This window comes from Achromobacter sp. T5-5, from assembly GCF_055397965.1.
Map to the genome: position 1 here is coordinate 2,941,224 of NZ_AP027919.1, position 20,542 is coordinate 2,961,765.

Genomic DNA, 20,542 nt, shown 5'->3' on the forward strand with positions numbered 1-20,542 from the left:
GCCGGGATCGTCTGGACATCGAGGTCAGCATGGAAAAAGTCGAATTCGCAATGGCAAGCGGTCCCGCGGCGCAGGTCCGCTGGGGCGCCGTGGCGGCCGTCGTCGGCGCGGGGGTGGTGGCGGCCCTGCAGGTCGGCAAAGTCATCATCGCGGCGCCGCTGCTGCGCAAGGACATGGGACTGGACCTGGCGTCCATCGGCACGCTCACGGCGGTGTTCTCCCTCCTGGGCATGGTCGGGGGCATTGCGGCGGGGGGCGTGATCGCGCGCTTTGGCGCCCGGCGCATGCTGATCCTGGGGCTGGCCGCCACGGCCTGCGGCACGGCGGCGGGCGCGCTGGCCCCCGGTTACGGCGTGCTGCTGGCGACGCGGGTGCTTGAAGGGCTGGGTTTCCTGATGATCACGGTGGCGGGTCCCGCTTTGCTGCAGCGCATTGTCACGGGCGGCCGGCGCGACTTCGCCTTTGCCCTGTGGAGTTGCTATATGCCCGCCGGGATGGCGATTGCGATGCTGGCCTCGCAGGCGTTTTCCGATTGGCACGCCTACTGGTGGTGCGCGGGGATCGCCGCGGGCGTGGCGCTGGTCTGCGTGGCGCTGCTGTCGCCGCCCACGCCGGGCGGGGGCAGGCTGTCCTGGCGTGGCCTGCGCCAGGACACCGCCGATACCCTGGGCGCCGCCGGTCCCGCGCTGCTGGCGCTGTCCTTCACGCTGTACAGCGTGATGTTCTTTGCGTTGTTCACCTTCCTGCCGGTGCTGCTCATGGAGGCGCTGGGATTGACGCTTGCCGCGGCCGGCCTGTACAGCGCGCTGGCCAGCGCCGCCAACGTGATCGGCAACCTGGGCGCCGGGGTGCTGCTGGCGCGCGGGTGGCGGCGGTCCACGCTGATCGCCTGCGCCAGCGCGGCGATGGCGGCCGTGGCGCTGCTGATCTTCGGGTCCGCGCTGCCGGCCATGCCGACCTTTCTGTTGTGCGTGCTGTTTTCGGCAGTGGGCGGGCTGATTCCGGCCACGCTGCTGGGCACCGCGCCGCTGGTGGCGCCGCGCCCGGCGCTCGGCGCGGCGTCGGTGGGGCTGGTCATGCAGGGGAGCAACCTGGGACAGGTGATCGGGCCGGTGGCGGTGGGCGGGGCCATCGACCGCTTTGGCTGGACGTCCGCGTCGTTCATCGTGGCGGCGGCGGGGCTGGCGGGCGTGGCGATCGCGTGGCGCCTGCGGCGGGTCGACGGCGCGCGGCTTTGACCACGCGCGGCGGTGGCGGCGCGGGGCGCTTGCCAGCCGGGCGCGCAGCGGCTGGCATGCCGCGGTAACCCGGCTGGCCTATCATGGCTCGGACGACACGTTGGAGGTTACATGCACACGTCCGCCCCACGCCTGGTCATCTTCGATTGCGACGGCGTCCTTATCGATAGCGAAATCATTGCCGCCCGGGCCCAGTCCCGCGCGCTGGCCGAACATGGCATCACGATCACGCCCGAAGAAGCGGCGTCGCGCTTTGCCGGAATCCCGGATGCGGACATGTGGCGCACGCTGCAGGCGGAAAATGGCTGCGCGCTGCCCGAGGAATTCGCGCGCCAGTACGCCGACCGGCTGGAGCACACTTTCCGCACCGAGCTGCGCGCCTTGCCGCACGTGCATGAAACCTTGACGATCCTGCGCGAACGCGGCCTGGACCTGTGCGTGGCCTCGAGCAGCACGCCGCGCAAGCTGGAAGCGGCGCTCAAAATGGTGGGCCTGTGGGATGCCTTTGCGCCCCACGTGTTCAGCACCGCGCAGGTGGCCAAGGGCAAGCCGGCCCCCGACGTCTTTCTTTACGCCGCGCGGCAGATGCGGGCGGCGGTGCTGGATTGCGTGGTGGTCGAGGACAGCGTGCCGGGCGTGCGCGCCGCCCGCGCGGCGCGCATGCGGGCGGTGGGCTTCGTGGGCGCCTCGCACAACGGGCCGCAGCAGCGGCAGCGCTTGCTGGACGAGGGCGCTTTCGAGGTCATCGACGACCTGCGGCGGCTGCCGGAGATCATCTGAGCCGCCTGCCGGACTACGCCGTCGCGGGCATCTGTCCGTGCAACAGGTAGTCCATCAGTTCGCGCACGGAGCGCATGGCATTGCCGAACGGCAGCTTGGACGCGCCGCGGAAGAAGAGGCCCCGGCTGACCTCGCCGCGCATGGCCGCTGCCAGCTTCAAATCGATGCAGAACTGGCCGAACTTGGCGATGCCGTCGCGCAGGCCGCATTGCGTCAGGCAGTCCATGCGCTGGCTGCAGCGCCGCGGATCGGCGCGCGTATTGGCCTGCAGCGTGCCTTCCTGGCGCAGATAGCGCGTGAGCCAAGGCGTGGCCACCGCGCGCGCGGGCAGGCCGGCCACGCTGGTGAATTCGGCGAGCTGGTCGGGATCGGCGTCGATCAGCACGCGCTTGAAGTTTTCGTGCGCATCGCCTTCGTGGGTGACGGCGAACGCGGTGCCCACCTGCACGCCGTCGGCGCCGTGGGTCAGCCAGTGGCGCACCTGCTCATGGCTGCCGACGCCGCCCGCCACGATCAGCCGCGGCGCATCGCGGCCGAGCTGCAATTCGCTAAAGAGCGAGTGGCAATCGGCCAGCACGCGCTTGAAGTCGAAGCGTTCGCTGTGCAGGTCGTCCAGCCGCGCCGCGCCCAGATGGCCGCCGGCGTAGCCCGGGTGTTCGATGACCACGGCGTCGGCCAGCCGGCCTTTTTTCATCCACTTTTTCAGCACAGCAGCCACGCCGCGCGCTTCGGACAGGATGGGCACCAGGGCCACCTTGGGGAAATCGGCCGTCATCTCGGGCAGGTCCAGGGGCAGGCCCGCGCCCATGACGATGGCTTGCGCGCCGCTTTCGCACGCCTGGCGCACCAGCGCGGGATGGTCGCGCACCGCCTTCATGACGTTCACGGCCACCAGGCCGCGGCCCTGCGCGGTCTCCAGCGCGGCGCGCACCTCGCGGTGCAAGGCCTCGCGGTTGGCGGTGTCGATCGTGTCGCGGTCATTGCATTTTTCGGTCTGCTCCACGAGATCGGCGTGGTGATGGCGCAAATCGACGCTGGCGATGGTGCCTACGCCGTTCTGGCTGGCAACCGCGCCGGCCAGGCGGTGGGCAGATACGCCGACGCCCATGCCGCCCTGCACGATGGGCAGCAACTCGCGTCCGGCGAGGGAGAGTGATTTGAACCACGTCATGATATGAGTCTTTCCTCTGGTCAAGAGACCAGAGGCTAGAGCAAGGCAGGGTGCGCCGCCTTGCGAAGGATCAAGTGGCGCGGCAATGGGGCCAGACCTGGCGGCCGGCGCGCCCGGGGTTTCCAAGGCCCGGCTCCGGCCCCAGATTCGGGCTTTTCTCCTTCCCATCAGACGCGTCCGATGGACAGGGCGGATCGCCAGCGAGGAACATGTCGACAATTCCGTTTCCGCCCAGGTGGGGTATTGCCTGCGTATTCAAGAGACCTGCGCTTCACTTTCGTGCCTGAGCACGGCGGGGCGTTCGAGGTCAATGCGTTCACGTTCGAGGAGGCCCTGTCCGAGCCCTACCGGTTGTGCGTGCAGCTTTCCAGCCTTGACGCTGCGGCGAATGCCGGCGCGCTGCTGGACCAGCCCGCGCTGTTCACGATCTGGCGCGGCGGGCAGCCCATACGGCATATCCATGGCATCGTGTCGGAATGCGAACGGGCCGATACCGGGTGTCGGCGGACATGCTACCGGGCCGTGATGGCGCCGTCGCTGGTCCGCGCGGCCCGCTGTTCCGGCTGGCGCGTCTATCAGTATCTGACGGCGCCCGAGATCATGGCGGACGTCGTCCAGCGCCTGGGCATCGCCGACTACGAGCAACACACCGCCGCCGATCATCCGCGGCGGGCGTATTGCGTGCAGGCCGGCGACACGGACCTGCAGTTCCTGAACCGCCTGGCCGCCGAAGAAGGCTATCTCTACCGCTTTGACCACACCGAGCGCAGTCATCGCCTCATTCATGCCGATCGCATCCACGGCCTGGGCGAAATCCAGGGCGGCCCCGTCGTCTACAACGCCGCCTGCGGCGGCGCGCCGCGCGAACCCGCGTTGCGCCGGTTCACGTTCGCCGTCCGGGTGCGCACCAGCGTGCCGCTCCATCGCGACGCCGCCTACACGAATCTGCGCTACGTCCCGCAGTCCGCCCGCGTCGCCGCCGACCTGGGCATGCATGACGCGCGCCCAGGTCGCTACGTCTACCCCGGGGCATACCAGCGCAACGAGGCCGGCAAGCCGTTCACGCCGTCGCTGCTGCCGGGACTGCGCCGCGATGCGCGCGTGGCTTTCGCGCAGGGCGACGACGCGCGCCTCGTCCCCGGCCTGGCGTTCAATCTGATCGGACATCCGCGGCAAGAATGGAACAAGGCGTGGCGGCCGGTGCGCTTGCGCCATCAAGGCGTGCAGCCCGGCGGCCACGACGAAGCGGGGGCGGGCGGGAAACGCGGCACGCGGTACCACTGCGCCGCCGAACTCATCCCCGAGACGGCCGACTGGAAACCCGAGCCCGGTCCCAAGCCCCGCCCATCCGCCCCGCTGCAGCCAGACCGCTTCAGCCAAACAGCTTGACGATCGCCGGCACGGACAGCACGGCGGTGTAGTAGCCCATGAACTGCACGCCGGTGTTAAAGCCAAAAAGGCGCGACAGCAGGCCGCCGATCAGGCCCATGGTCAGGATGACGAGCAGGCCCAGGAACTGGCCTTCCCACACGCTGATCACGATGATCAACCCGACGAAGGTGGCGATGATGGCCTCGTGGCTGACCTTGCGCGACACGAACAGCGCGGCGCGGCGCGCGAAGTTCATCGCGAAGGGGTAGGACACGACCGCCGCCAGCAGCACGGCCAGCATGCCGTAGCCCAGGAACTCCCAGTGGTTCAGCAGGTTGTGCAGGTTGTGCGTCTGGCCGGTCGCCGCATCCACGGTGAACCGCGGCGGCGCGTTGAACAGCGGCGCCGCAGGACCCGCGGCCACCGGGCTCAGGGGCAGGCCGAAGGCGATCAGCGGAATCAGCGCCTCGGCGATGTAGGTGGCCTCGGTGACGCCGTTGCGCGCGCTGAGCACGGTGGTCAGGCGGTGATAGGCATGCTTGACCCGCGAGCCCACCAGTTCACCCAGGACGACGGTCATGGCGACCGGGCTGAACACGAACGTGGCGCTGGACACGGCGGCGGTGGCGAGCGTCCAGCGGGTCTGCACGCGGTCCATCACCTTGAGCGGGTTGGGGAAGTAGCCCGACCAGCCCTTCACGTCGGGCGCCAGCGAGAACGTGCGCACCTTGTCGCGCAGCATCTTGCCGCGTCCCTGGGGCGAGAGCACGGTGAACAGGTCGGCGATCAGCGGTCCGATGGCGATGCCCAGGAAGTAGCTGATGCTGAGCTTGACGCCGTACTTCGCGGTCAGGCTCTGCAGCGCGATGATGACCATGACGAAGGGCACCAGCAGCGCCACGGCGGCCCAGCGTCCGGCCGAAAAGTACGCGATCAGCAGCGCCGCGGCCAGGAAGATCCACGGCGCGGACTTGGTGATCGCCGCGCCGAACGGCGCCAGCAGCACCGCGAACAGCACCGCCAGGGGCACCGCGACGAAGGCCGCGACAATGGCCCCCGACACCATCTTGCGCAGCGCGATGTGCGGCACGCCCAGCTTGCGCAGCATGTTCGCGTCCTGCAGCAAGGGAGTGGCCATGGTGTCGCCCGGAATGCCCAATAGCGCGGTGGGCACGGCGTGCGTCATGTGCTTGGCGACCGCGCCGGCCAGGAAGAAGGTGAAGACGCCGGCGGGCGGCACTCCCAGCAGCACCACCAGCAGGGTCAGCGGCGCCAGGGTGGTGGTTTCGTCCGTGCCGGACACCAGTCCGATCGCGGCAAACACCACCGCGCCCAGCAGCCCCATCCCGGCGGCCACCATGATTTGTTCAAGCAGCACGGGGTCGCTCATGCCAGCGCCTCCTTGCCGGCGCCGCGCCGCGTCGTTTCCGCGGCGGCGGGCATGGCGGACTGGGCCGCCGGTTGCGCAAAGAGGTCGTACAGGTCCAGCTCTTTCAGTTCGCGCACCACCGCATCGGGCAGGTCGGCCAGCGTGCCCAGGCCGCCAGGCTGCTCGGCCAGTTCGGCCAGCACTTCGGCGCGCCAGGCCGGGTCGTGCGTGGCGCTGTGCTCGAGGACTTCGCGCTTGGGGGGGAACAGGCGGGCGCAGATGACGCCGGCCAGCACGCAGCCCGCCAGTCCGGCCAGCATGGCGTAGGCGTGGGCCAGTTCGGGCGACGCGACCACGCCGCGCAGCCAACGGCTGGCGGCGAAGAATCCGGCCACGCTGACCGAGATGCCGATACCGATTGCCCAGGCCAGGTGCCTGAGGTCCACGGTGTCGCTCCAGACTTCAGCCAGGCGCGCGGAGGGCGCCGGGGGGATGTGTTTCATGTCTCTCTCCTAGGTCTGCGGGCGGCGCGCGGGAATTTCCGGCGCCGCCTCGGTTTCTTGTCCGGCGGAATTATCGGGAAGCGCGCAGTTCCTCCAGCAAAGCCAGCGCGCGGTCGGTGCGGACGTCCTGCTCCGCGGCCATGCGCTTGGCGACCTCGTCGATCTCCGCGCCGGTTGCGCCCGCCACCAGCGCGATGTTGCGGGCATGCAGCGCCATGTGGCCGCGCTGGATGCCTTCGGTGGCCAGTGCGCGCAGCGCGCCCAGGTTTTGCGCCAGGCCGACGGCCACGGCGACTTCGCCCAGTTCCTGCGCCGAGCGGACGTCCATGATCTTGAGCGCCAGGCGCGCCAGCGGATGCGTCTTGGTGGCGCCGCCCACCAGGCCGACGGGCATCGGCATTTCAATGGTGCCGACCAGCGCGCCCGACGTGTCCTTCTCCCAGTGGGTGAGGGACGTGTAGCGGCCCGAGCGGCTGGCGTAGGCATGCGCGCCGGCCTCGACTGCGCGCCAGTCGTTGCCGGTGGCCACGATGATGGGGTCGATGCCGTTCATGATGCCCTTGTTGTGCGTGGCGGCCCGGTACGGGTCGATGGCGGCGAACGTGTACGCGTCCAGCACGCCTTCGATGATCTCGGCGCCGCTGCGGTCCTTCGTGTCCAGCGCCTGCGGCGTCAGGCGCACGCGGGCGCGGGCCAGGCGCAGGTCGGCCAGGTTGGACAGGATGCGCAGGCGCACCGACCCGCCGACGATTTCCTCGACCAGCGGGGCCACGGCCTCGGCCATGGTGTTGACGGTGTTGGCGCCCATGGCGTCGCGCACGTCGACGATCAGGTGCATCACGATCATCGGGCCGCGCGGCGTGTCCGGGAAGACGTGGACCTCGATGTCCTGGCAGCCGCCACCCAGTTCGATCAGCACCTTGTCGCGGCTGTTGGCCCGCGCCAGGATGCGTTCGCGCTCGCGCAGCAGGGCCAGGCGCGCGCCATGCGGGTCGGTCAGGCCCAGGACCTGCACCTGCGCGCGCATCAGCGGTCGGGTGCTGGACGTCTCGAAGCCGCCGCATTCACGCGCCAGCTTGGCCATGTAGGACGCGGCGGCGACCACGGACGGTTCTTCCACCGCCATGGGCACCAGCACGTCGCGCCCGTTGACCTGGAAGTTGCCCGCCACTCCCAACGGCAGCTCGAACGTGCCCAGCACGTTTTCGATCATGCCGTCGGCGCGGGCCAGGCCCAGGGCGCCGGGCGCGGCAAGCAATTGCCGCTCTTCGGCCGTGAGCGAGGCGGCGTCCGCGATGGCGGCGAGACGTTGGGCGGGGGTGAGGGCCCGGAAGTTGGGCAGGCGTGAATCGGCCACGATGGCATGTCTCCGTATAGAAATCGAGTGGCCCGATTCTAGGTAAACTGTACCGCCATTGAGAGGTACAGTTTGGGCAAACAGTACCATCGCACTGCACCAATTTTGGCCATAAACGAACGGGGAATTCGCGTGGAACCAGCCAAACCGCCCGGCAGGCCGCAACGCGCGGCGCCTATCGCCGAGAGCCTGGCCAACCTGATCGGCCAGCAGATTGCCGATGGCGTCTATCGCGCGGGCGACAAGCTGCCCTCCTTGCGCGAGCTGGCGCAACTGCACCGCTATGCCAAGAACACGGTGGTGGTGGCCTTTGAACTGCTGGTGGCGCGCGGGCTAGTGGAGCCCCGGCGCGGTTCGGGCTTTTATGTGCTGGACGTCAAGCATGCGGGCCCGGCGACGGACGAAGAGCCCGGGCAGTTAAGCCGGGCGATGGACATCGTCTGGCTCATGCGCGAACAGCTCAAGACCCAGCCCGACGCGGTGGCGGTGGGCGATGGCTTTCCGCCGGTGGAGTGGCTGGCCGACATGCGCATGGACCGCTATCACCAGAAGGTGGTGCGCACCGGGCTGGGCGCCTTGTTCCGCTACGGAAGCCGCTTCGGCTATGCGCCGCTGCGCGAAAGCCTGGTGCGCAAGCTGGGCGACGTGGGCATCAGCGCGGCGCCCTCGCAGCTCGTGCTCACGCATGGCGCGAACGAGGCGATGGATCTGGTGATCCGGTATTTCCTGCCCCCGGGCTCGACCGTGCTGGTGGACAACCCCGGCTATTACCCGCTCTTTGGCAAACTGAAGCTGGCCGGGGTGAGAATGCTGGGCGTGCCGCGCCTGCCGGACGGTCCCGACCTGGCCGCGCTGGAAGCGTTGTTGCAGCGCGAAAAGCCTCGCCTGTTCTTCACGCAGTCGATCGCGCATAACCCGACCGGCTCGGACATTTCCCCGGCCAAGGCCTACAAGGTCCTGCAGTTGTCCGAGCGCTACAACCTGATGCTGGTCGAAAACGATCCGCTGGCGGATTTCAAGCCGACGTCGTCCGTCCGCCTGTCGGCGCTGGACCAGTTGGAGCGGACGATCTACATCGGCAGCTTCTCGAAGTCCTTCTCGGCGGCGCTGCGCGTGGGGTTCATTGCCTGCAATGCGGCGCTGGCCAGCGACCTGGCGGACCTGAAGGCGCTTGTGCACGTCAGCAGCTCGGAGTATTGCGAGCGCATGGTGGACGTGATGCTGCGCGAAGGCCACTACGAGCGGCATCTGGTGCGCCTGCGCCAGCGGCTGGAGGCCGCGACCGGACAGGCCTTGCAGGTGCTGGACGCGCTGGGCGCGCGCGTGTTCACTCGGCCGACGAGTTCGCTTTATCTGTGGTCGTCGTTTCCGGGCGTGGAAGACTCCTTGACGATGGCCGAGGCGCTGATGCCCGAAAAGGTCATCATGGCGCCGGGGCGTGTGTTCAGCGTCGATCCCACGGCCGTGTCGCCGTGGTCCCGCTGCAATGTCGGCGCCGTGGTGTCGCCGCGGTTCCACGCCACGCTGTCCGCGCACCTGGCTCAGCGATAGGCGAATTCCTGGAAAGCCTGCCGCAACTCGGCCTGCGCGGCGGTGCTCAAGGCCCGCGCGGCCGGCGTGCAGGGGCCGCTGCGCGCCGCCTGCACCGCAAAGCGGCGCACGCCCCGGCGGGCGAGTTCGCGCGCCAATGCCAGGAGGCGCGCTTCGTCCAGCCAGTCGGGATGCCAGGTGATGCGGCACTCGAAGTCGGCCCCGGCCGACAGCAATTGCGTCAGGCATGCCAGCGCCGGGCGCTGCGAATCCCGCCGGCCCGTGATGTCGTCATAGCCTTTGGCATCGGCCTTGATGTCCATGCCCACCCAGTCCAGGTGGCGCAGCACGTCCGCCAGCCGCAGCGGATAGATGCCCGCGGTGTGCAGGCCCACGCGATATCCCATGCGCTTGACGTCGCGGATCATGGCGGGCAGGCGCGGTTCGCTGAGCGGCTCGCCGCCGGAAAACACCACCGCGTCCAGGAGGCCCTTGCGGGTTTCGAGGAACGCACGGACCTCGCGCCAGTCGTAGCGGGCGGCGCGCGTCTGCAGTTCAGTGTTGTGACAGTAGTGGCAGCGCCACGGGCAGCCCGAGATGAACACCACCGCGGCAAGCTGGCCGGGCCAGTCCACGGTGGAAAAGGGCACCAGCCCGCCCACGGCGGCCGAGTGCCGGGGCAGGGGCTGGATGACCGGCTGGGGCGGCGCGGCGTAGGCCGGCCGGTCCGCCAGCCGGCGCACGGCCTGCGTGGCGGGGCCGGCGCCCTTGGGCGAAACGCCTTCAGGCACTGCGTTCGACGAAGAAGCGGCGTTCATTGAATTCGCCCTGTTTGCCGGTGTTGAAAGAAGAGACCGGGCGGTGATAGCCCATCACCCGGGTCCAGACTTCGCAGCGCACGCGCTGGCTGTCGTCCAGCTGGACGGCGGGCGCAGAGGCGGCGATGGGGGCGGTCAAGGTTTGCATAGGATTTCCTCGGTAGGGATGCCGGGCGCAGGTCCGGCGGGATGGAGGCCGGCGCGCGCCGTGAGGGTCGCGCGCCGGCCCGGGTGAAGGCGTGGCTAGGCCGGGGCGCAGCACGCCGATTGCCTGGCCAGCAGTTCCGCATCGCACTTGGGGCAGAACTCGTGATGCCCGGCCAGGTAACCGTGATGGGGGCAGATCGAGAACGTCGGCGTGACCGTGATGTAGGGCAGCCGGAAGTTGCTGAGCGCGCGGCGCACGAGCTGCTTGCAGGCCTGGGCGGACGACACGGCTTCGTTCATGTACAGGTGCAGCACCGTGCCGCCGGTGTACTTGCCTTGCAGCGCTTCCTGCAGTTGCAGCGCGTGGAAGGGATCGTCCGTGTAGCCCACCGGCAACTGGCTGGAGTTGGTGTAGTAGGGCTGGGCGTCGGTGCCGGCCTGCAGGATGCCGGGGTAGCGCTTGCGGTCTTCGCGCGCGAAGCGGTAGGTGGTGCCTTCGGCCGGCGTGGCTTCCAGGTTGTACAGGTGGCCGGTTTCTTCCTGGAACTCGGTCATGCGCTGGCGCACGCGGTCCAGCAGGCGCACGGCGAGTGCGTGGCCGGCTGGCGTGGTGACGTCGTCGGCGTCGCCCGTGAAGTTGCGGATCATTTCGTTGATGCCGTTCACGCCCAGCGTGCTGAAGTGGTTGCGCAGCGTGCCCAGGTAGCGTCGGGTGTAGGGATACAGGCCCTGGTCGATGTAGCGCTGCACCACCTTGCGCTTGGTTTCCAGCACGTCGCGGCCCAGCCCCAGCAGGTAGTCCAGGCGTTCCATCAGCAGCGCCTCGTCGCCCCGGCAGGTGTGGCCCAGGCGGGCGCAGTTCACGGTGACCACGCCGACCGAGCCGGTCTGCTCGGCCGAGCCGAACAGGCCGTTGCCGCGCTTGAGGAGTTCGCGCAGGTCGAGCTGCAGGCGGCAGCACATGGAGCGCACCATGTGCGGCTCCAGGTCGGAATTCAGGAAATTCTGGAAGTAGGGCAGCCCATAGCGCGCCGTCATTTCGAAAAGGCGTTCGGTGTTGGGGTGGTCCCAGTCGAAGTCGGGCGTGATGTTGTAGGTGGGAATCGGGAAGGTGAACACGCGTCCCTTCGCGTCGCCCGCCATCATGACCTCGATGTAGGCGCGGTTGATCATGTCCATCTCAGCCTGCAGCTCGCCGTAGGAGAAGGGCATTTCCTCGCCGCCCACATAGGGGATCTGGTCCTTCAGGTCGGCCGGGCAGGTCCAGTCGAACGTGAGATTGGTGAACGGCGTCTGCGTGCCCCAGCGGCTGGGCACGTTCAGGTTGAAGATCAGTTCCTGGATGGATTGCTTTACGTCCGCGTAGGTCATGGCGTCGCGGCGGATGAAGGGCGCCATGTAGGTGTCGAACGAGCTGAACGCCTGCGCGCCGGCCCATTCGTTCTGCAGCGTGCCCAGGAAGTTCACGATCTGGCCGATGGCGGCCGACATGTGCTTCGGGGGCGTGGACTCGACTTTGCCCGGGATGCCGTTGAAGCCTTCGGTCAGCAACTGGCGCAGCGACCAGCCGGCGCAGTAGCCGCTGAGCATGTCCAGGTCATGGATGTGGATGTCGCCTTCGCGGTGTGCCTGCCCGGCCTCGGGCGTGAAGACGTTCGACAGCCAGTAGTTGGCGGTGACCTTGCCCGCCACGTTCAGGATCAGGCCGCCCAGGCTGTAGCCCTGGTTGGCGTTGGCATTGACGCGCCAGTCGCGCTGCTCCAGGTACTCTTCCATGGCGCTTTCGACGTCCACCAGCGTGTGGCGCAGCGCGCGCAGGCGGGCGTGCTGTTCGCGGTACACGATGTAGGCGCGCGCCGTGCGCCAGTGGCCGGCCTGGACCAGGGCTTCCTCCACGCGGTTCTGGATGGTTTCGACGCCGGGGCAGACGTTGCCGGCCAGCGCCGCGATCACCGGGCCGGTCAGCGCCCGGGCGCCTTCCAGGTCCAACTCCCCCGTGCTCTGGCCCGCCGCCGCCATGGCCTGCGCGATCTTCTCGCTATCGAATGCAACGACGCGGCCGTCGCGCTTGAGGATGTGTTGGATTTTCATTGTTGGCACCATATGTAGTGGAGTGCGAAAACTCTACCACCACATATGGTGCTGAATTCGGAAAGGGATGGGCGGATATGCGCGCGGATTGACCCGCGTCAAACGCCCGCATGCGGCTGCGAAATCGCGCAACACGGCGCGTGCAGGCGCGGCGCGATGGCCGCCGCCCGGTCAAAAACCGATGCCGACGCCCACCAGCGATATCGCCACCGCCAGGGCCGCGGCGGTGGCCGCCGGATGCGGCGCCCACGAGAGCTTGCCGATCCACAGCAGCGCACCCGCCGACAGCCAGCCCAGCCAGGCCACCATGCCGTGCGTGTCGCCCCACAGCCCCACGCAGGGCAGGATGGCCAGGCCCAGGAGCAATACGCCGGCCCCGCGCAGCACGCGCGTGTGGCCGGCGCGGGGATCGCGCGTCCAGACCTGGTCGTAGTGGCGGGGCGCCGCCAGGGCCAGGCAGGCCATGCCGGCGTAGATCAGCAGCAGGGCCATCGCGATGGCGACGAAGTCATTCATGGGCATGCGGCTGCAGTCATGCGCGGGTCTCGGCGCCGGCCGGGTGGGTCGGCGCCCTTGCGCGGTGGTGGGTAATGACCCCGATTCTACGGGAATCGGCGACGCGACCCGGGCGCCGGGACTTTGTATTTTTTTCACGGTGCCTGGCCCGGCGGGCCGGGGCGATGCGCCTGCGGGCGCGCGCGCGGCCGCCGCGGCAAGCAGGAACGGCAGTTGCTGAATACGCGCCTTCAGCCGGGTTGATCGTTGCCATGCCGATTGCCGAAGGTCCGGGCGACGGCCCAGGCGATGAGCCAAGCGATGACCCCGCGATGACCCAACACAAAGGAGCGCCACCATGAAACGCAAAGCCGGAAACGCCGCACAAATCAAGGAACTGCTGTACCAGGCCCTGGAGACGGAAATCGGCGGCCTCGCGATCTACGAGACTGCGGTGACCTGTGCCGTCAATGAAGACCTGAAGAAGGAATGGCTGGGCTATCTGGAAGAAACGCGGACGCATCGCCGCGTGCTGATGACCGTGTTCGAGCAGCTCAAGCTGGACCCGCAAGCCAGTTCGCCGGGCCGCGACGTGGTGCGGCATATGGGCGAATCGCTCGTGCGGGCCATGAAGATGGCGCTGAGCGCGGGCGATGCGCAGGCCGCCCAGCTGGTCGCCACCGAATGCGTGGTGCTGGCCGAAACCAAGGACCACGCCAACTGGTCGCTGATCGGACTGATCGCCGAGCAGCAGTCGGGCGAGCAGGCCAAGATCCTCAAGCAGGCCTATGACGCCGTGGCGACCGACGAGGACCATCACCTCTATCACACGCAGGGCTGGTCTCGCGAGCTGTGGATCGAATCGCTCGGCTTTCCGGCCGTGCTGCCGCCGCCCGAAGAGGTCAAGAAGGTGGAAACCGCCATTGGCGCATCCCGCGCCGAACAGGCGCGCGATTCGATGCTGGCCCATTAAGGAGAACGACTCATGGCAAGCAAGAAGCCAGGCAAGGGTGGATCGGGCGGCGCGCTCGATACCGCATACATGAACACCGACAGCGGCCCCGCCAGCGGGCCGGCCGGCAAGCCCTCGCATCCCGCGCTCAAGCGCGCGGCGGCCGTGGGCGCCACGGCGGGCGCCATGCCCCACAACACGAACAAGGAGGCCGAGTACGGCGAAGAGGCGGCGCGCTGTCCCTACGCGGGCGCGCACGTTGGCGCGGTCGACCCGGCCGTGAGCGCGAGCTCGCTGTCCGAAAGCGAGACCTCGGCCAAGACCGGGGACGCGGCCACGCCCGGCGTGAATCAGGTCGACGGCACGCTGCCCCGCGTGCGCGCGGACGCCAGCGGTCAGGAACTGACCACGAACCAGGGCGTGCGCGTCAGCGACAACCAGCATTCGCTCAAGGCCGGGCTGCGCGGACCCGCGCTGCTCAAGGACTTCATCCTGCGCGAGAAGATCACGCATTTCGACCATGAGCGGATCCCCGAGCGCATCGTGCACGCGCGCGGTTCGGCCGCCCATGGGTACTTCGAGTGCTACAAGCCGCTCACCGACCTGACCGCCGCGTCGCTGTTCGCCGAAGCGGGCAAGCGCACGCCGGTGTTCGTGCGCTTTTCCACGGTGGCCGGGGAACGCGGGTCCAAGGACACCGCGCGCGATGTCCGGGGCTTTGCCGTGAAGTTCTATACGGACGAGGGCAACTGGGATCTGGTGGGCAACAACATGCCGGTGTTCTTCATCCAGGACGCGATGAAGTTCCCGGATCTGGTCCACGCGGTCAAGCCCGAACCGCATCACGGCATGCCGCAGGCGGCGTCCGCGCACGACACCTTCTGGGATTTCGTGTCGCTCATGCCCGAATCGACCCACATGCTGATGTGGGTGATGTCGGACCGGGCGATTCCGCGCAGCTACCGCATGATGCAGGGCTTTGGCGTGCATACCTTCCGCTTTGTGAACGCCCAGGGCGAATCGCGGCTGGTGAAGTTCCATTGGAATCCCATCCTGGGCACGCATTCGCAGGTGTGGAACGAAGCGGTCAAGGTGTCGGGCGCCGATCCCGACTATCACCGGCGCGACCTATGGGAGGCGATCGACGCCGGCCACGGCCCGCAATGGGAGCTTGGCGTCCAGGTGTTTACCGACGACCAGGCGGAAGGTTTCAGTTTCGACGTGCTGGATGCCACCAAGATCGTGCCCGAGGAACTGGTGCCGGTCGTGCCCATCGGGCGCATGGTGCTGGACCGCAATCCCGACAACTTCTTCGCCGAGACCGAGCAGGTGGCGTTCTGCGCCGCGCATGTGGTGCCCGGTGTGGACTTCACCAATGATCCTCTGCTGGCTGGCCGCATCCATTCCTACGTCGACACGCAGATCTCGCGTCTGGGCGGCCCGAACTTCCACGAGATCCCGATCAACGCGCCGCTGGCGCCGGTGCACAACAACCAGCGCGACGGCATGCACCGGCAGACCATCCATCGCGGCCGGGTGGCGTATGAGCCCAATTCCCTGGCCGGCGGCTGTCCGTTCCAGGCGGGCATGGACGGGTTCGTGTCGTTCCCGGAGCCGGTGACGAGCGATGAGCTGCGCGGGCATCCGGAGAAATTCGCCGAGCACTACAACCAGGCCACGCTGTTCTACAACAGCCAGACCGCATGGGAACGGCAGCACATCGTCGATGCCTTTGCGTTTGAACTGAGCAAGGTGACGGTGCCGCAGATCCGGGCGCGCATGGTGTCGTCGCTGCGCAATGTGTCCGACGAGCTGGCGCAGAGCGTGGCGCAGCAACTGGGCATGCCTCTGCCCGATCCGATGCCGCGCGCCATGCCGAATCCGCCCAAGTCCGAAGTCGAGGTGTCGCCGACGCTGTCGTTGACCGCGCGACCCGGGGATGGCGGCGTGGCGACGCGCAAGGTGGCCATCCTGGCGGCCGAAGGCGTGGATGGCAAGGCGGTGTCCGCCGTGGCCGATGCCCTCATCCAGGCGGGCGCCGTCGTTCGGCTGGTGGGCCAGCGCATCGGCCCCGTGCAGGCGGCCGACGGCGGCAGCTTTGACGCGGACGCCTCGCTGGACAATCACCCGTCGGGACTGTTCGACGGCGCGGTCGTGCCCGGCGGGGCGGCGGCCATGGCGAGCCTTGCGGCGGACGGGCGGGCGCTGGAATTCCTGCGCGACGCCTATCGCCACGGCAAGACGCTGATGGGCGTCGGGGACGGCGTGCAGGTGTTCGCCGCGGCGGGCATCGATCCGGACCCGAACGACGGCGGCCTGCTGCTGGGCGGCGAGGCGCCCAAGGCGTTCATTGAAGCGCTGGGCAAGCACCGCCATCCGGAGCGGGAGACGACACCGCCCAAGGTATGAGGGCGCGGCAGCACGGGTAAGGAAGGACCATTGACACCGACGTGGCGGCTGCGAATACTGCGTTGGCAGGTCGGGCGAGCGCAACCGGCGCTCGCCCTCCTTACCCCGGAGGGCCGTATGAACCGTGCGTCCGTGTTGCCTGTGAAGTTTCTGGGCTGGCTTTGCGCCAGCCTTTTGACGTTTTCGGCCCTCGCCTGGGTGTCGCCGCCCGCGCACGCGGCCTCGGCGGCGGAGCTCAGCGCCGATTCGCTGGCCGCGCTGGAGCAGCTCTACGCGCAGGCGCCGCGCACGCGCGAGCTGGGCGAAAAGGCCGTCGGGGTGCTGGTGTTTCCCAGCATCATCAAGGGGGGGCTGCTGGTGGGCGGCGAGCGCGGCGAAGGCGCGCTGATCCGCCGCGGGCAGGTCGAGGGGTATTACTCGATTTCGGCCCTGTCTTTCGGATTCCAGGCCGGCGCGCAGCAGTTCAGCTACGCGCTCTTCTTCATGAACGAGGCGGCGATGGCCTATCTGGACAAGAGCGATGGCTGGTCGCTGGGCGCGGGGCCCAGCCTGGTGGTGGTGGACCAGGGCTATGCCGCCAGCATCACGACCACCACGCTGACGCAGGACGTGTACGCCGTGCCGTTCGGCGAACAGGGCCTGATGGCCGGGATGGGGCTGCAAGGCTCCAAGATCAGCCGCATCAATCCGAACTGAACCCGTTGCCGTCGCCATGACGGCCGGGCCGGGCGGCTGGGCAGGGCTGCGGCCGCGCGCCTCGTGCGCGGGTCAATCCAGCGTAATGCCCGCGCGCGCCGCGACAGCGGTAAAGGTGCCGACCTCCTTGGCGATCTGGTCGCGGAACGCCTTGCCGGGCAGGAACACCGGGTCCAGCGACAGGTCCGACACGGTCTTGCGCACCTGCTCGTCCTGCATGATTTCGGCGACGGCGCGGTTCAGCGTATCCACCACCGGGGCCGGCGTTTGCGCGGGCGCGACCAATCCATACCAGCCGACGAACGCCGCGTCCGCCATGCCGGCCTCGGCAAACGTCGGCACGTCGGGCAGTTGCGGCACGCGGCGATCGCCAGAGACCGCCAGCGCGCGGAGCTTGCCGGCGCGCGCCTGCGGGGCGGCCGAGGACACCGTGTCCACGCCCAGGGCGACCTCGCCGCCGATCAATGCGGTGACGAGTTGCGCGCTGCCCTTGTACGGCACCGGCATCATCTTGGCGCCCGCGGCCTGCGCGAACATCTCGCCGGCCAGGTGGGGGGCCGAGCCGGGGCCGAAGGTGCCGTACATCAGCCCGCCTTTGGCGCTTTGCTCGCGGGCGAGCGCCGCGGCCTCTTGCAGGGTGGTCGCGGGCACCGCGTTCTGCGCCAGCAGCACGATGGGCGCCATGGCGACAATGCCGATGTGTTCAAAGCTGCGCACGGGATCGTAGGGCAGCGACGGCTTGAGCGCCGGCAGCACGGTGTAGGTGGTGCTGCCGGAGAGCATCAGCGTGTAGCCGTCGGGCTTGGCGCGCGCCACCGCGTCGGCGCCGATGACCGTGGACGCGCCAGGGCGGTTTTCCACGATGACGGGCTGGCCCAGCTTGCCCGACAGGCGGGTGGCGAGCAGGCGCGCCACGGCGTCGGTGGCGCCGCCCGGCGTGAAGGGCACGACGATCTTGATGGCCTGGTCCGGGTACGCGGCATGGGCGTCCCCGGGATGGGCGGCGGCGGCAAGCGTGAACGCCAACAGGGCGGTGCAGAATCTAGCGGTCATGGGGGGCTCGGTCAGGGTCAGGCGTTGGCGGAAGAGGAGGCGGCAAGCTCGCGTGCGGAATCGCTTGCCGAATCGCTTGCCGAATCGCGTACGGAATCGCGTACTGAGCTGCCCTGGTCGCCCAGGTCCCAGAAGAGGCCCGCCATGATGGCCAGGCCCTCGCGGGCGACGCTGCCCAGCAGATGCTCGTTGGGCGCATGCTGCGCGCACGCGGGATAGGAGTGGGGCACCCACAGGGTGGGCAGGCCGAGCTGGTCGACGAAGATGTCGTTGGGCAGCGAGCCGCCCAGGTTGGGGAGCAGCGCCGGCCGCTTGCCGGTGGTGCGTTGCAGCGATGCGGCGGCCCAGCGCACCCACGGGCTGTCGGGCGACAGGCGGGTCGCGCCCGCCTGCATGCCAACGCGGATCTCGACATCGTCGAAACCTCCCTGGCGCAGGTGCTCGGCGACGTGGGTGCGCAGCGCGCGCCAGTCGGTGCCCACGACAAAGCGCAACTGGCACCAGGCCACGGCTTCCGGCGGGATGGCGTTGACGGGCTTGGCCGGGTCGCCGGCGCCGAAGGTCAGCACGTCCAGGCTGTTCCAGCCGAACACCTTTTCGGGCGCGGACAGGCCGGGTTCGCCCCACCATGCGTTGATCTCGGGATCGTCTTCGCCGCCGCCCACGTCCAGGTCGGCGAGCGCGGCGGCGACCGCCTCGGGGATGGGCGGCGGGCGCAGTCCGGGCACGGCGATGCGGCCCTGGGCGTCGACCAGCGAGCCGATCGCGTGCATGAGCCGGATGGCCGGATTGGACAGCAGCCCGCCCCAGTTGCCCGAGTGGTAGCCGCGTTCGCGCGCCCGCACTTTCAGTTCGAAATTCACGGCGCCGCGCGAACCCATGAACAGCGTCGGCCGTTCGGCATGCAGGCGCGGTCCGTCGCTGGCGATGAAGACGTCGGCGGCCAGGAGGTCGCGCTGCGCCTCGCAGAAGGCGGCCAGGCCGGGCGAACCGGCTTCTTCTCCGGTCTCGATGAGCCAGGTGGTGTTGAATCCCAACGCGCCGCCGCGCGCGGCGAGCGTCCGGGCCAGGGCCTCCAGGTTGATTGAATGCTGGCCCTTGTTGTCGGCCGTGCCGCGTCCGTACCAGCGGTCGCCGTCGACCTGCAGGCGCCAGGGGTCGCGGCCGTCTGCCCATTTGGCGGCGTTGCCGCGCACCACGTCGCCGTGGCCGTACATCAGGACGGTCGGCAATCCGGGCGCCTCGATGCGGCGCGCCACCAGGATCGGCAGATCGACGCCGGCCGGATTGGCATGGACTTCACAGGCAAAGCCCAGTGCCGACAGCAGCGGGACCAGCTCGTCGTTCAGGTAGGCGTGCTGGGCGGGGGCCTGCTCGGGCACTTCGCTTTCGGTCGCGAAGGCGACGCGGCGCGCCAGCGCGGACTGCAGGGCGCCGCTGTCATAGGCTTGCACGGCTTGGAGGATGGCTTGTTCGCGGGTCACGGCGGTTCTTCGTGCGGTGGGGAGGCACAAAGTTATTACGCTTCGTCGCGTGCCACAATTAGATAATTCGCACTTTAGCGTTGCCATAAAGGCATCCCACACCGAGGCATCCGTGATTTCCCTGAGTCTCAGATATTTCCTGGAAGTGGCCCGCTGCGGCTCGATCGCGGGCGCGGCGGCAGCGCAGCACGTCGCGGCGTCGGCCGTCAGCCGCCAGATCGCCAAGCTGGAGGACAGCCTGGGCATCGTGCTCTTCGAGCGGCAGGCGCGCGGCATGACGCTGAGCGAAGCGGGCCGCCAGCTCGCGGCCTATGCCCAGGCCGCCGCCCTGGAGGCCGAGCGCGTCACCACCGACATCCGGCGGCGCAGCGCCCTGGGCGACGTGACGATCCGGCTGGCCTGCACGGAAGGGTTCGCGCACCGTTTCATGCCGATGTGCATGGCCGATTTCAAGCAGCTTCGCCCCGAGGCGCGCTTTCATCTGCATGTGGAGCGTCCGGACGAGGTCACGCGCCTGATCCTGGAGGGCCTGTCGCAGATCGCGCTGCGCTACACGGTCGGGCAGGACGACCGGCTGAAGACCGAGCTGCTGACCCGCGCGCCGGTGTACGCGGTCATGTGCCGCCAGCACCCGCTCGCCAGCCGGCGCACGATCAGCCTGCGGGATCTCGCGGACGTGCCGCTGTCGCTGGGCGACCAGGGCACCACGGTGCGGCAGCTGTTTGACACGGCCTGCGCCAACGCCGGCCTGCACATTGAGCCCGCCTACGTATCCAATCATTCCGCGGCCTTCCTGCCCATGCTGCCGGGCAGCCGGATCGTCGCGCTGTCCGGCTACCTGACCCTGATGGGCGATCCGCAGGGCGCGGCGCTGGCGGCAGTGCCGTTCAGCAATCCGGAAATGCGCCAGCGCAGCATCCAGGCGGTGACGCTGCAGGGCCGCACCTTGCCGCCGCTGGCCAAGGAGTTCCTGGAATTCATGGCGCGGCGGCTGACCGCCGCGCCGCGGGCGCCGGACCAGGACGGCGGCGGGGCGAGGGGCTAAGCGCAGGGGCTAAGCGCAGGGGCTGCGCGCCAG

At 68.9% G+C, this 20,542-nt stretch carries 18 protein-coding genes; 8 read left to right on the top strand and 10 right to left on the bottom strand.

The window, feature by feature from the left end; translation table 11 throughout:
* The first annotated feature begins 29 nt into the window (after positions 1-29).
* Positions 30-1,238: an MFS transporter gene (locus ACZ50Q_RS13305; RefSeq protein WP_464081819.1), complete on the top strand. Its 1,209-nt coding sequence runs from the start codon at positions 30-32 to the stop codon at positions 1,236-1,238.
* A 111-nt stretch (positions 1,239-1,349) separates the two neighbouring features.
* On the top strand, positions 1,350-2,018 hold the full coding sequence (locus ACZ50Q_RS13310; RefSeq protein ID WP_464081820.1) for an HAD family hydrolase: 669 nt from the start codon (positions 1,350-1,352) through the stop codon (positions 2,016-2,018).
* A 13-nt stretch (positions 2,019-2,031) separates the two neighbouring features.
* Here the strand turns inward: ACZ50Q_RS13310 and ACZ50Q_RS13315 are convergent, their stop codons facing one another.
* A complete protein-coding gene (locus ACZ50Q_RS13315; RefSeq protein ID WP_092578338.1) occupies positions 2,032-3,189 on the bottom strand; it encodes an NAD(P)H-dependent flavin oxidoreductase in 1,158 nt (385 codons plus the stop codon).
* A gap of 243 nt (positions 3,190-3,432) precedes the next feature.
* Between ACZ50Q_RS13315 and ACZ50Q_RS13320 the strand changes: the two genes are divergently transcribed.
* Positions 3,433-4,578 (top strand): type VI secretion system Vgr family protein, encoded by a 1,146-nt coding sequence (locus tag ACZ50Q_RS13320; RefSeq protein ID WP_464081821.1) that lies wholly within the window; start codon positions 3,433-3,435, stop codon positions 4,576-4,578.
* Here the strand turns inward: ACZ50Q_RS13320 and ACZ50Q_RS13325 are convergent.
* From ACZ50Q_RS13325 to ACZ50Q_RS13335, 3 genes are all read right to left on the bottom strand, one after another.
* A complete protein-coding gene (locus tag ACZ50Q_RS13325) occupies positions 4,562-5,950 on the bottom strand; it encodes a tripartite tricarboxylate transporter permease (protein WP_076520609.1) in 1,389 nt (462 codons plus the stop codon). The two genes, ACZ50Q_RS13320 and ACZ50Q_RS13325, sit on opposite strands and share 17 nt — an antisense overlap.
* Positions 5,947-6,432: a hypothetical protein gene (locus ACZ50Q_RS13330; RefSeq protein WP_464081822.1), complete on the bottom strand. Its 486-nt coding sequence runs from the start codon at positions 6,430-6,432 to the stop codon at positions 5,947-5,949. Before ACZ50Q_RS13330 ends, ACZ50Q_RS13325 begins: the two co-directional genes overlap by 4 nt.
* 70 nt (positions 6,433-6,502) lie before the next feature.
* On the bottom strand, positions 6,503-7,792 hold the full coding sequence (locus tag ACZ50Q_RS13335) for a hydroxymethylglutaryl-CoA reductase, degradative (RefSeq protein WP_464081994.1): 1,290 nt from the start codon (positions 7,790-7,792) through the stop codon (positions 6,503-6,505).
* 129 nt (positions 7,793-7,921) lie between these two features.
* Between ACZ50Q_RS13335 and ACZ50Q_RS13340 the strand changes: the two genes are divergently transcribed.
* A complete protein-coding gene (locus tag ACZ50Q_RS13340; protein ID WP_464081823.1) occupies positions 7,922-9,340 on the top strand; it encodes an aminotransferase-like domain-containing protein in 1,419 nt (472 codons plus the stop codon).
* On the opposite strand, the gene ACZ50Q_RS13345 is transcribed toward ACZ50Q_RS13340, so the two are convergent.
* The 4 genes from ACZ50Q_RS13345 to ACZ50Q_RS13360 all read right to left on the bottom strand — a co-directional run bounded on the left by ACZ50Q_RS13345 (position 9,331) and on the right by ACZ50Q_RS13360 (position 12,897).
* Positions 9,331-10,137: an anaerobic ribonucleoside-triphosphate reductase activating protein gene (locus ACZ50Q_RS13345; protein WP_464081824.1), complete on the bottom strand. Its 807-nt coding sequence runs from the start codon at positions 10,135-10,137 to the stop codon at positions 9,331-9,333. The two genes, ACZ50Q_RS13340 and ACZ50Q_RS13345, sit on opposite strands and share 10 nt — an antisense overlap.
* The gene (nrdD, locus tag ACZ50Q_RS13350) at positions 10,103-10,285 is read right to left on the bottom strand and encodes an anaerobic ribonucleoside-triphosphate reductase (RefSeq protein ID WP_464081825.1); all 183 of its coding nucleotides are present in this window, start codon (positions 10,283-10,285) and stop codon (positions 10,103-10,105) included. Before nrdD ends, ACZ50Q_RS13345 begins: the two co-directional genes overlap by 35 nt.
* 95 nt (positions 10,286-10,380) lie before the next feature.
* Positions 10,381-12,375, bottom strand: coding sequence for a ribonucleoside triphosphate reductase (locus ACZ50Q_RS13355; RefSeq protein WP_464081826.1), 1,995 nt, complete (start codon positions 12,373-12,375; stop codon positions 10,381-10,383).
* Between the two features lie 171 nt (positions 12,376-12,546).
* Positions 12,547-12,897 (bottom strand): DUF3325 domain-containing protein, encoded by a 351-nt coding sequence (locus ACZ50Q_RS13360; RefSeq protein WP_076520614.1) that lies wholly within the window; start codon positions 12,895-12,897, stop codon positions 12,547-12,549.
* A 331-nt stretch (positions 12,898-13,228) separates the two neighbouring features.
* Here ACZ50Q_RS13360 and ACZ50Q_RS13365 point away from each other — a divergent pair, with 331 nt between their 5' ends.
* The 3 genes from ACZ50Q_RS13365 to ACZ50Q_RS13375 all read left to right on the top strand — a co-directional run bounded on the left by ACZ50Q_RS13365 (position 13,229) and on the right by ACZ50Q_RS13375 (position 16,927).
* Positions 13,229-13,843 carry a hypothetical protein gene (locus ACZ50Q_RS13365; RefSeq protein ID WP_092578323.1) on the top strand — a complete coding sequence of 205 codons (615 nt, stop codon included), beginning with the start codon at positions 13,229-13,231 and terminating at the stop codon, positions 13,841-13,843.
* A gap of 12 nt (positions 13,844-13,855) precedes the next feature.
* The gene (locus tag ACZ50Q_RS13370; RefSeq protein ID WP_464081827.1) at positions 13,856-16,231 is read left to right on the top strand and encodes a catalase; all 2,376 of its coding nucleotides are present in this window, start codon (positions 13,856-13,858) and stop codon (positions 16,229-16,231) included.
* A 117-nt stretch (positions 16,232-16,348) separates the two neighbouring features.
* Positions 16,349-16,927: a lipid-binding SYLF domain-containing protein gene (locus tag ACZ50Q_RS13375; protein ID WP_464081828.1), complete on the top strand. Its 579-nt coding sequence runs from the start codon at positions 16,349-16,351 to the stop codon at positions 16,925-16,927.
* Between the two features lie 72 nt (positions 16,928-16,999).
* On the opposite strand, the gene ACZ50Q_RS13380 is transcribed toward ACZ50Q_RS13375, so the two are convergent.
* Positions 17,000-17,980, bottom strand: coding sequence for a Bug family tripartite tricarboxylate transporter substrate binding protein (locus ACZ50Q_RS13380; protein WP_464081829.1), 981 nt, complete (start codon positions 17,978-17,980; stop codon positions 17,000-17,002).
* Between the two features lie 17 nt (positions 17,981-17,997).
* A complete protein-coding gene (locus ACZ50Q_RS13385) occupies positions 17,998-19,464 on the bottom strand; it encodes a M20 family metallopeptidase (RefSeq protein ID WP_464081830.1) in 1,467 nt (488 codons plus the stop codon).
* A gap of 112 nt (positions 19,465-19,576) precedes the next feature.
* Between ACZ50Q_RS13385 and ACZ50Q_RS13390 the strand changes: the two genes are divergently transcribed.
* The gene (locus ACZ50Q_RS13390) at positions 19,577-20,509 is read left to right on the top strand and encodes a LysR family transcriptional regulator (RefSeq protein WP_076520620.1); all 933 of its coding nucleotides are present in this window, start codon (positions 19,577-19,579) and stop codon (positions 20,507-20,509) included.
* The last annotated feature ends 33 nt before the right edge of the window (positions 20,510-20,542 follow it).

Coding starts and splice junctions, on each gene's coding strand:
- ACZ50Q_RS13370 (WP_464081827.1), top strand. CDS start 13,856: ATGGCAAGCAAGAAGCCAGGCAAGGGTGGATCGGGCGGCGCGCTCGAT.
- ACZ50Q_RS13315 (WP_092578338.1), bottom strand. CDS start 3,189: ATGACGTGGTTCAAATCACTCTCCCTCGCCGGACGCGAGTTGCTGCCC.
- ACZ50Q_RS13365 (WP_092578323.1), top strand. CDS start 13,229: ATGAAACGCAAAGCCGGAAACGCCGCACAAATCAAGGAACTGCTGTAC.
- ACZ50Q_RS13330 (WP_464081822.1), bottom strand. CDS start 6,432: ATGAAACACATCCCCCCGGCGCCCTCCGCGCGCCTGGCTGAAGTCTGG.
- ACZ50Q_RS13360 (WP_076520614.1), bottom strand. CDS start 12,897: ATGCCCATGAATGACTTCGTCGCCATCGCGATGGCCCTGCTGCTGATC.
- ACZ50Q_RS13325 (WP_076520609.1), bottom strand. CDS start 5,950: ATGAGCGACCCCGTGCTGCTTGAACAAATCATGGTGGCCGCCGGGATG.
- ACZ50Q_RS13375 (WP_464081828.1), top strand. CDS start 16,349: ATGAACCGTGCGTCCGTGTTGCCTGTGAAGTTTCTGGGCTGGCTTTGC.
- nrdD (WP_464081825.1), bottom strand. CDS start 10,285: ATGCAAACCTTGACCGCCCCCATCGCCGCCTCTGCGCCCGCCGTCCAG.
- ACZ50Q_RS13305 (WP_464081819.1), top strand. CDS start 30: ATGGAAAAAGTCGAATTCGCAATGGCAAGCGGTCCCGCGGCGCAGGTC.
- ACZ50Q_RS13345 (WP_464081824.1), bottom strand. CDS start 10,137: ATGAACGCCGCTTCTTCGTCGAACGCAGTGCCTGAAGGCGTTTCGCCC.
- ACZ50Q_RS13355 (WP_464081826.1), bottom strand. CDS start 12,375: ATGAAAATCCAACACATCCTCAAGCGCGACGGCCGCGTCGTTGCATTC.
- ACZ50Q_RS13380 (WP_464081829.1), bottom strand. CDS start 17,980: ATGACCGCTAGATTCTGCACCGCCCTGTTGGCGTTCACGCTTGCCGCC.
- ACZ50Q_RS13310 (WP_464081820.1), top strand. CDS start 1,350: ATGCACACGTCCGCCCCACGCCTGGTCATCTTCGATTGCGACGGCGTC.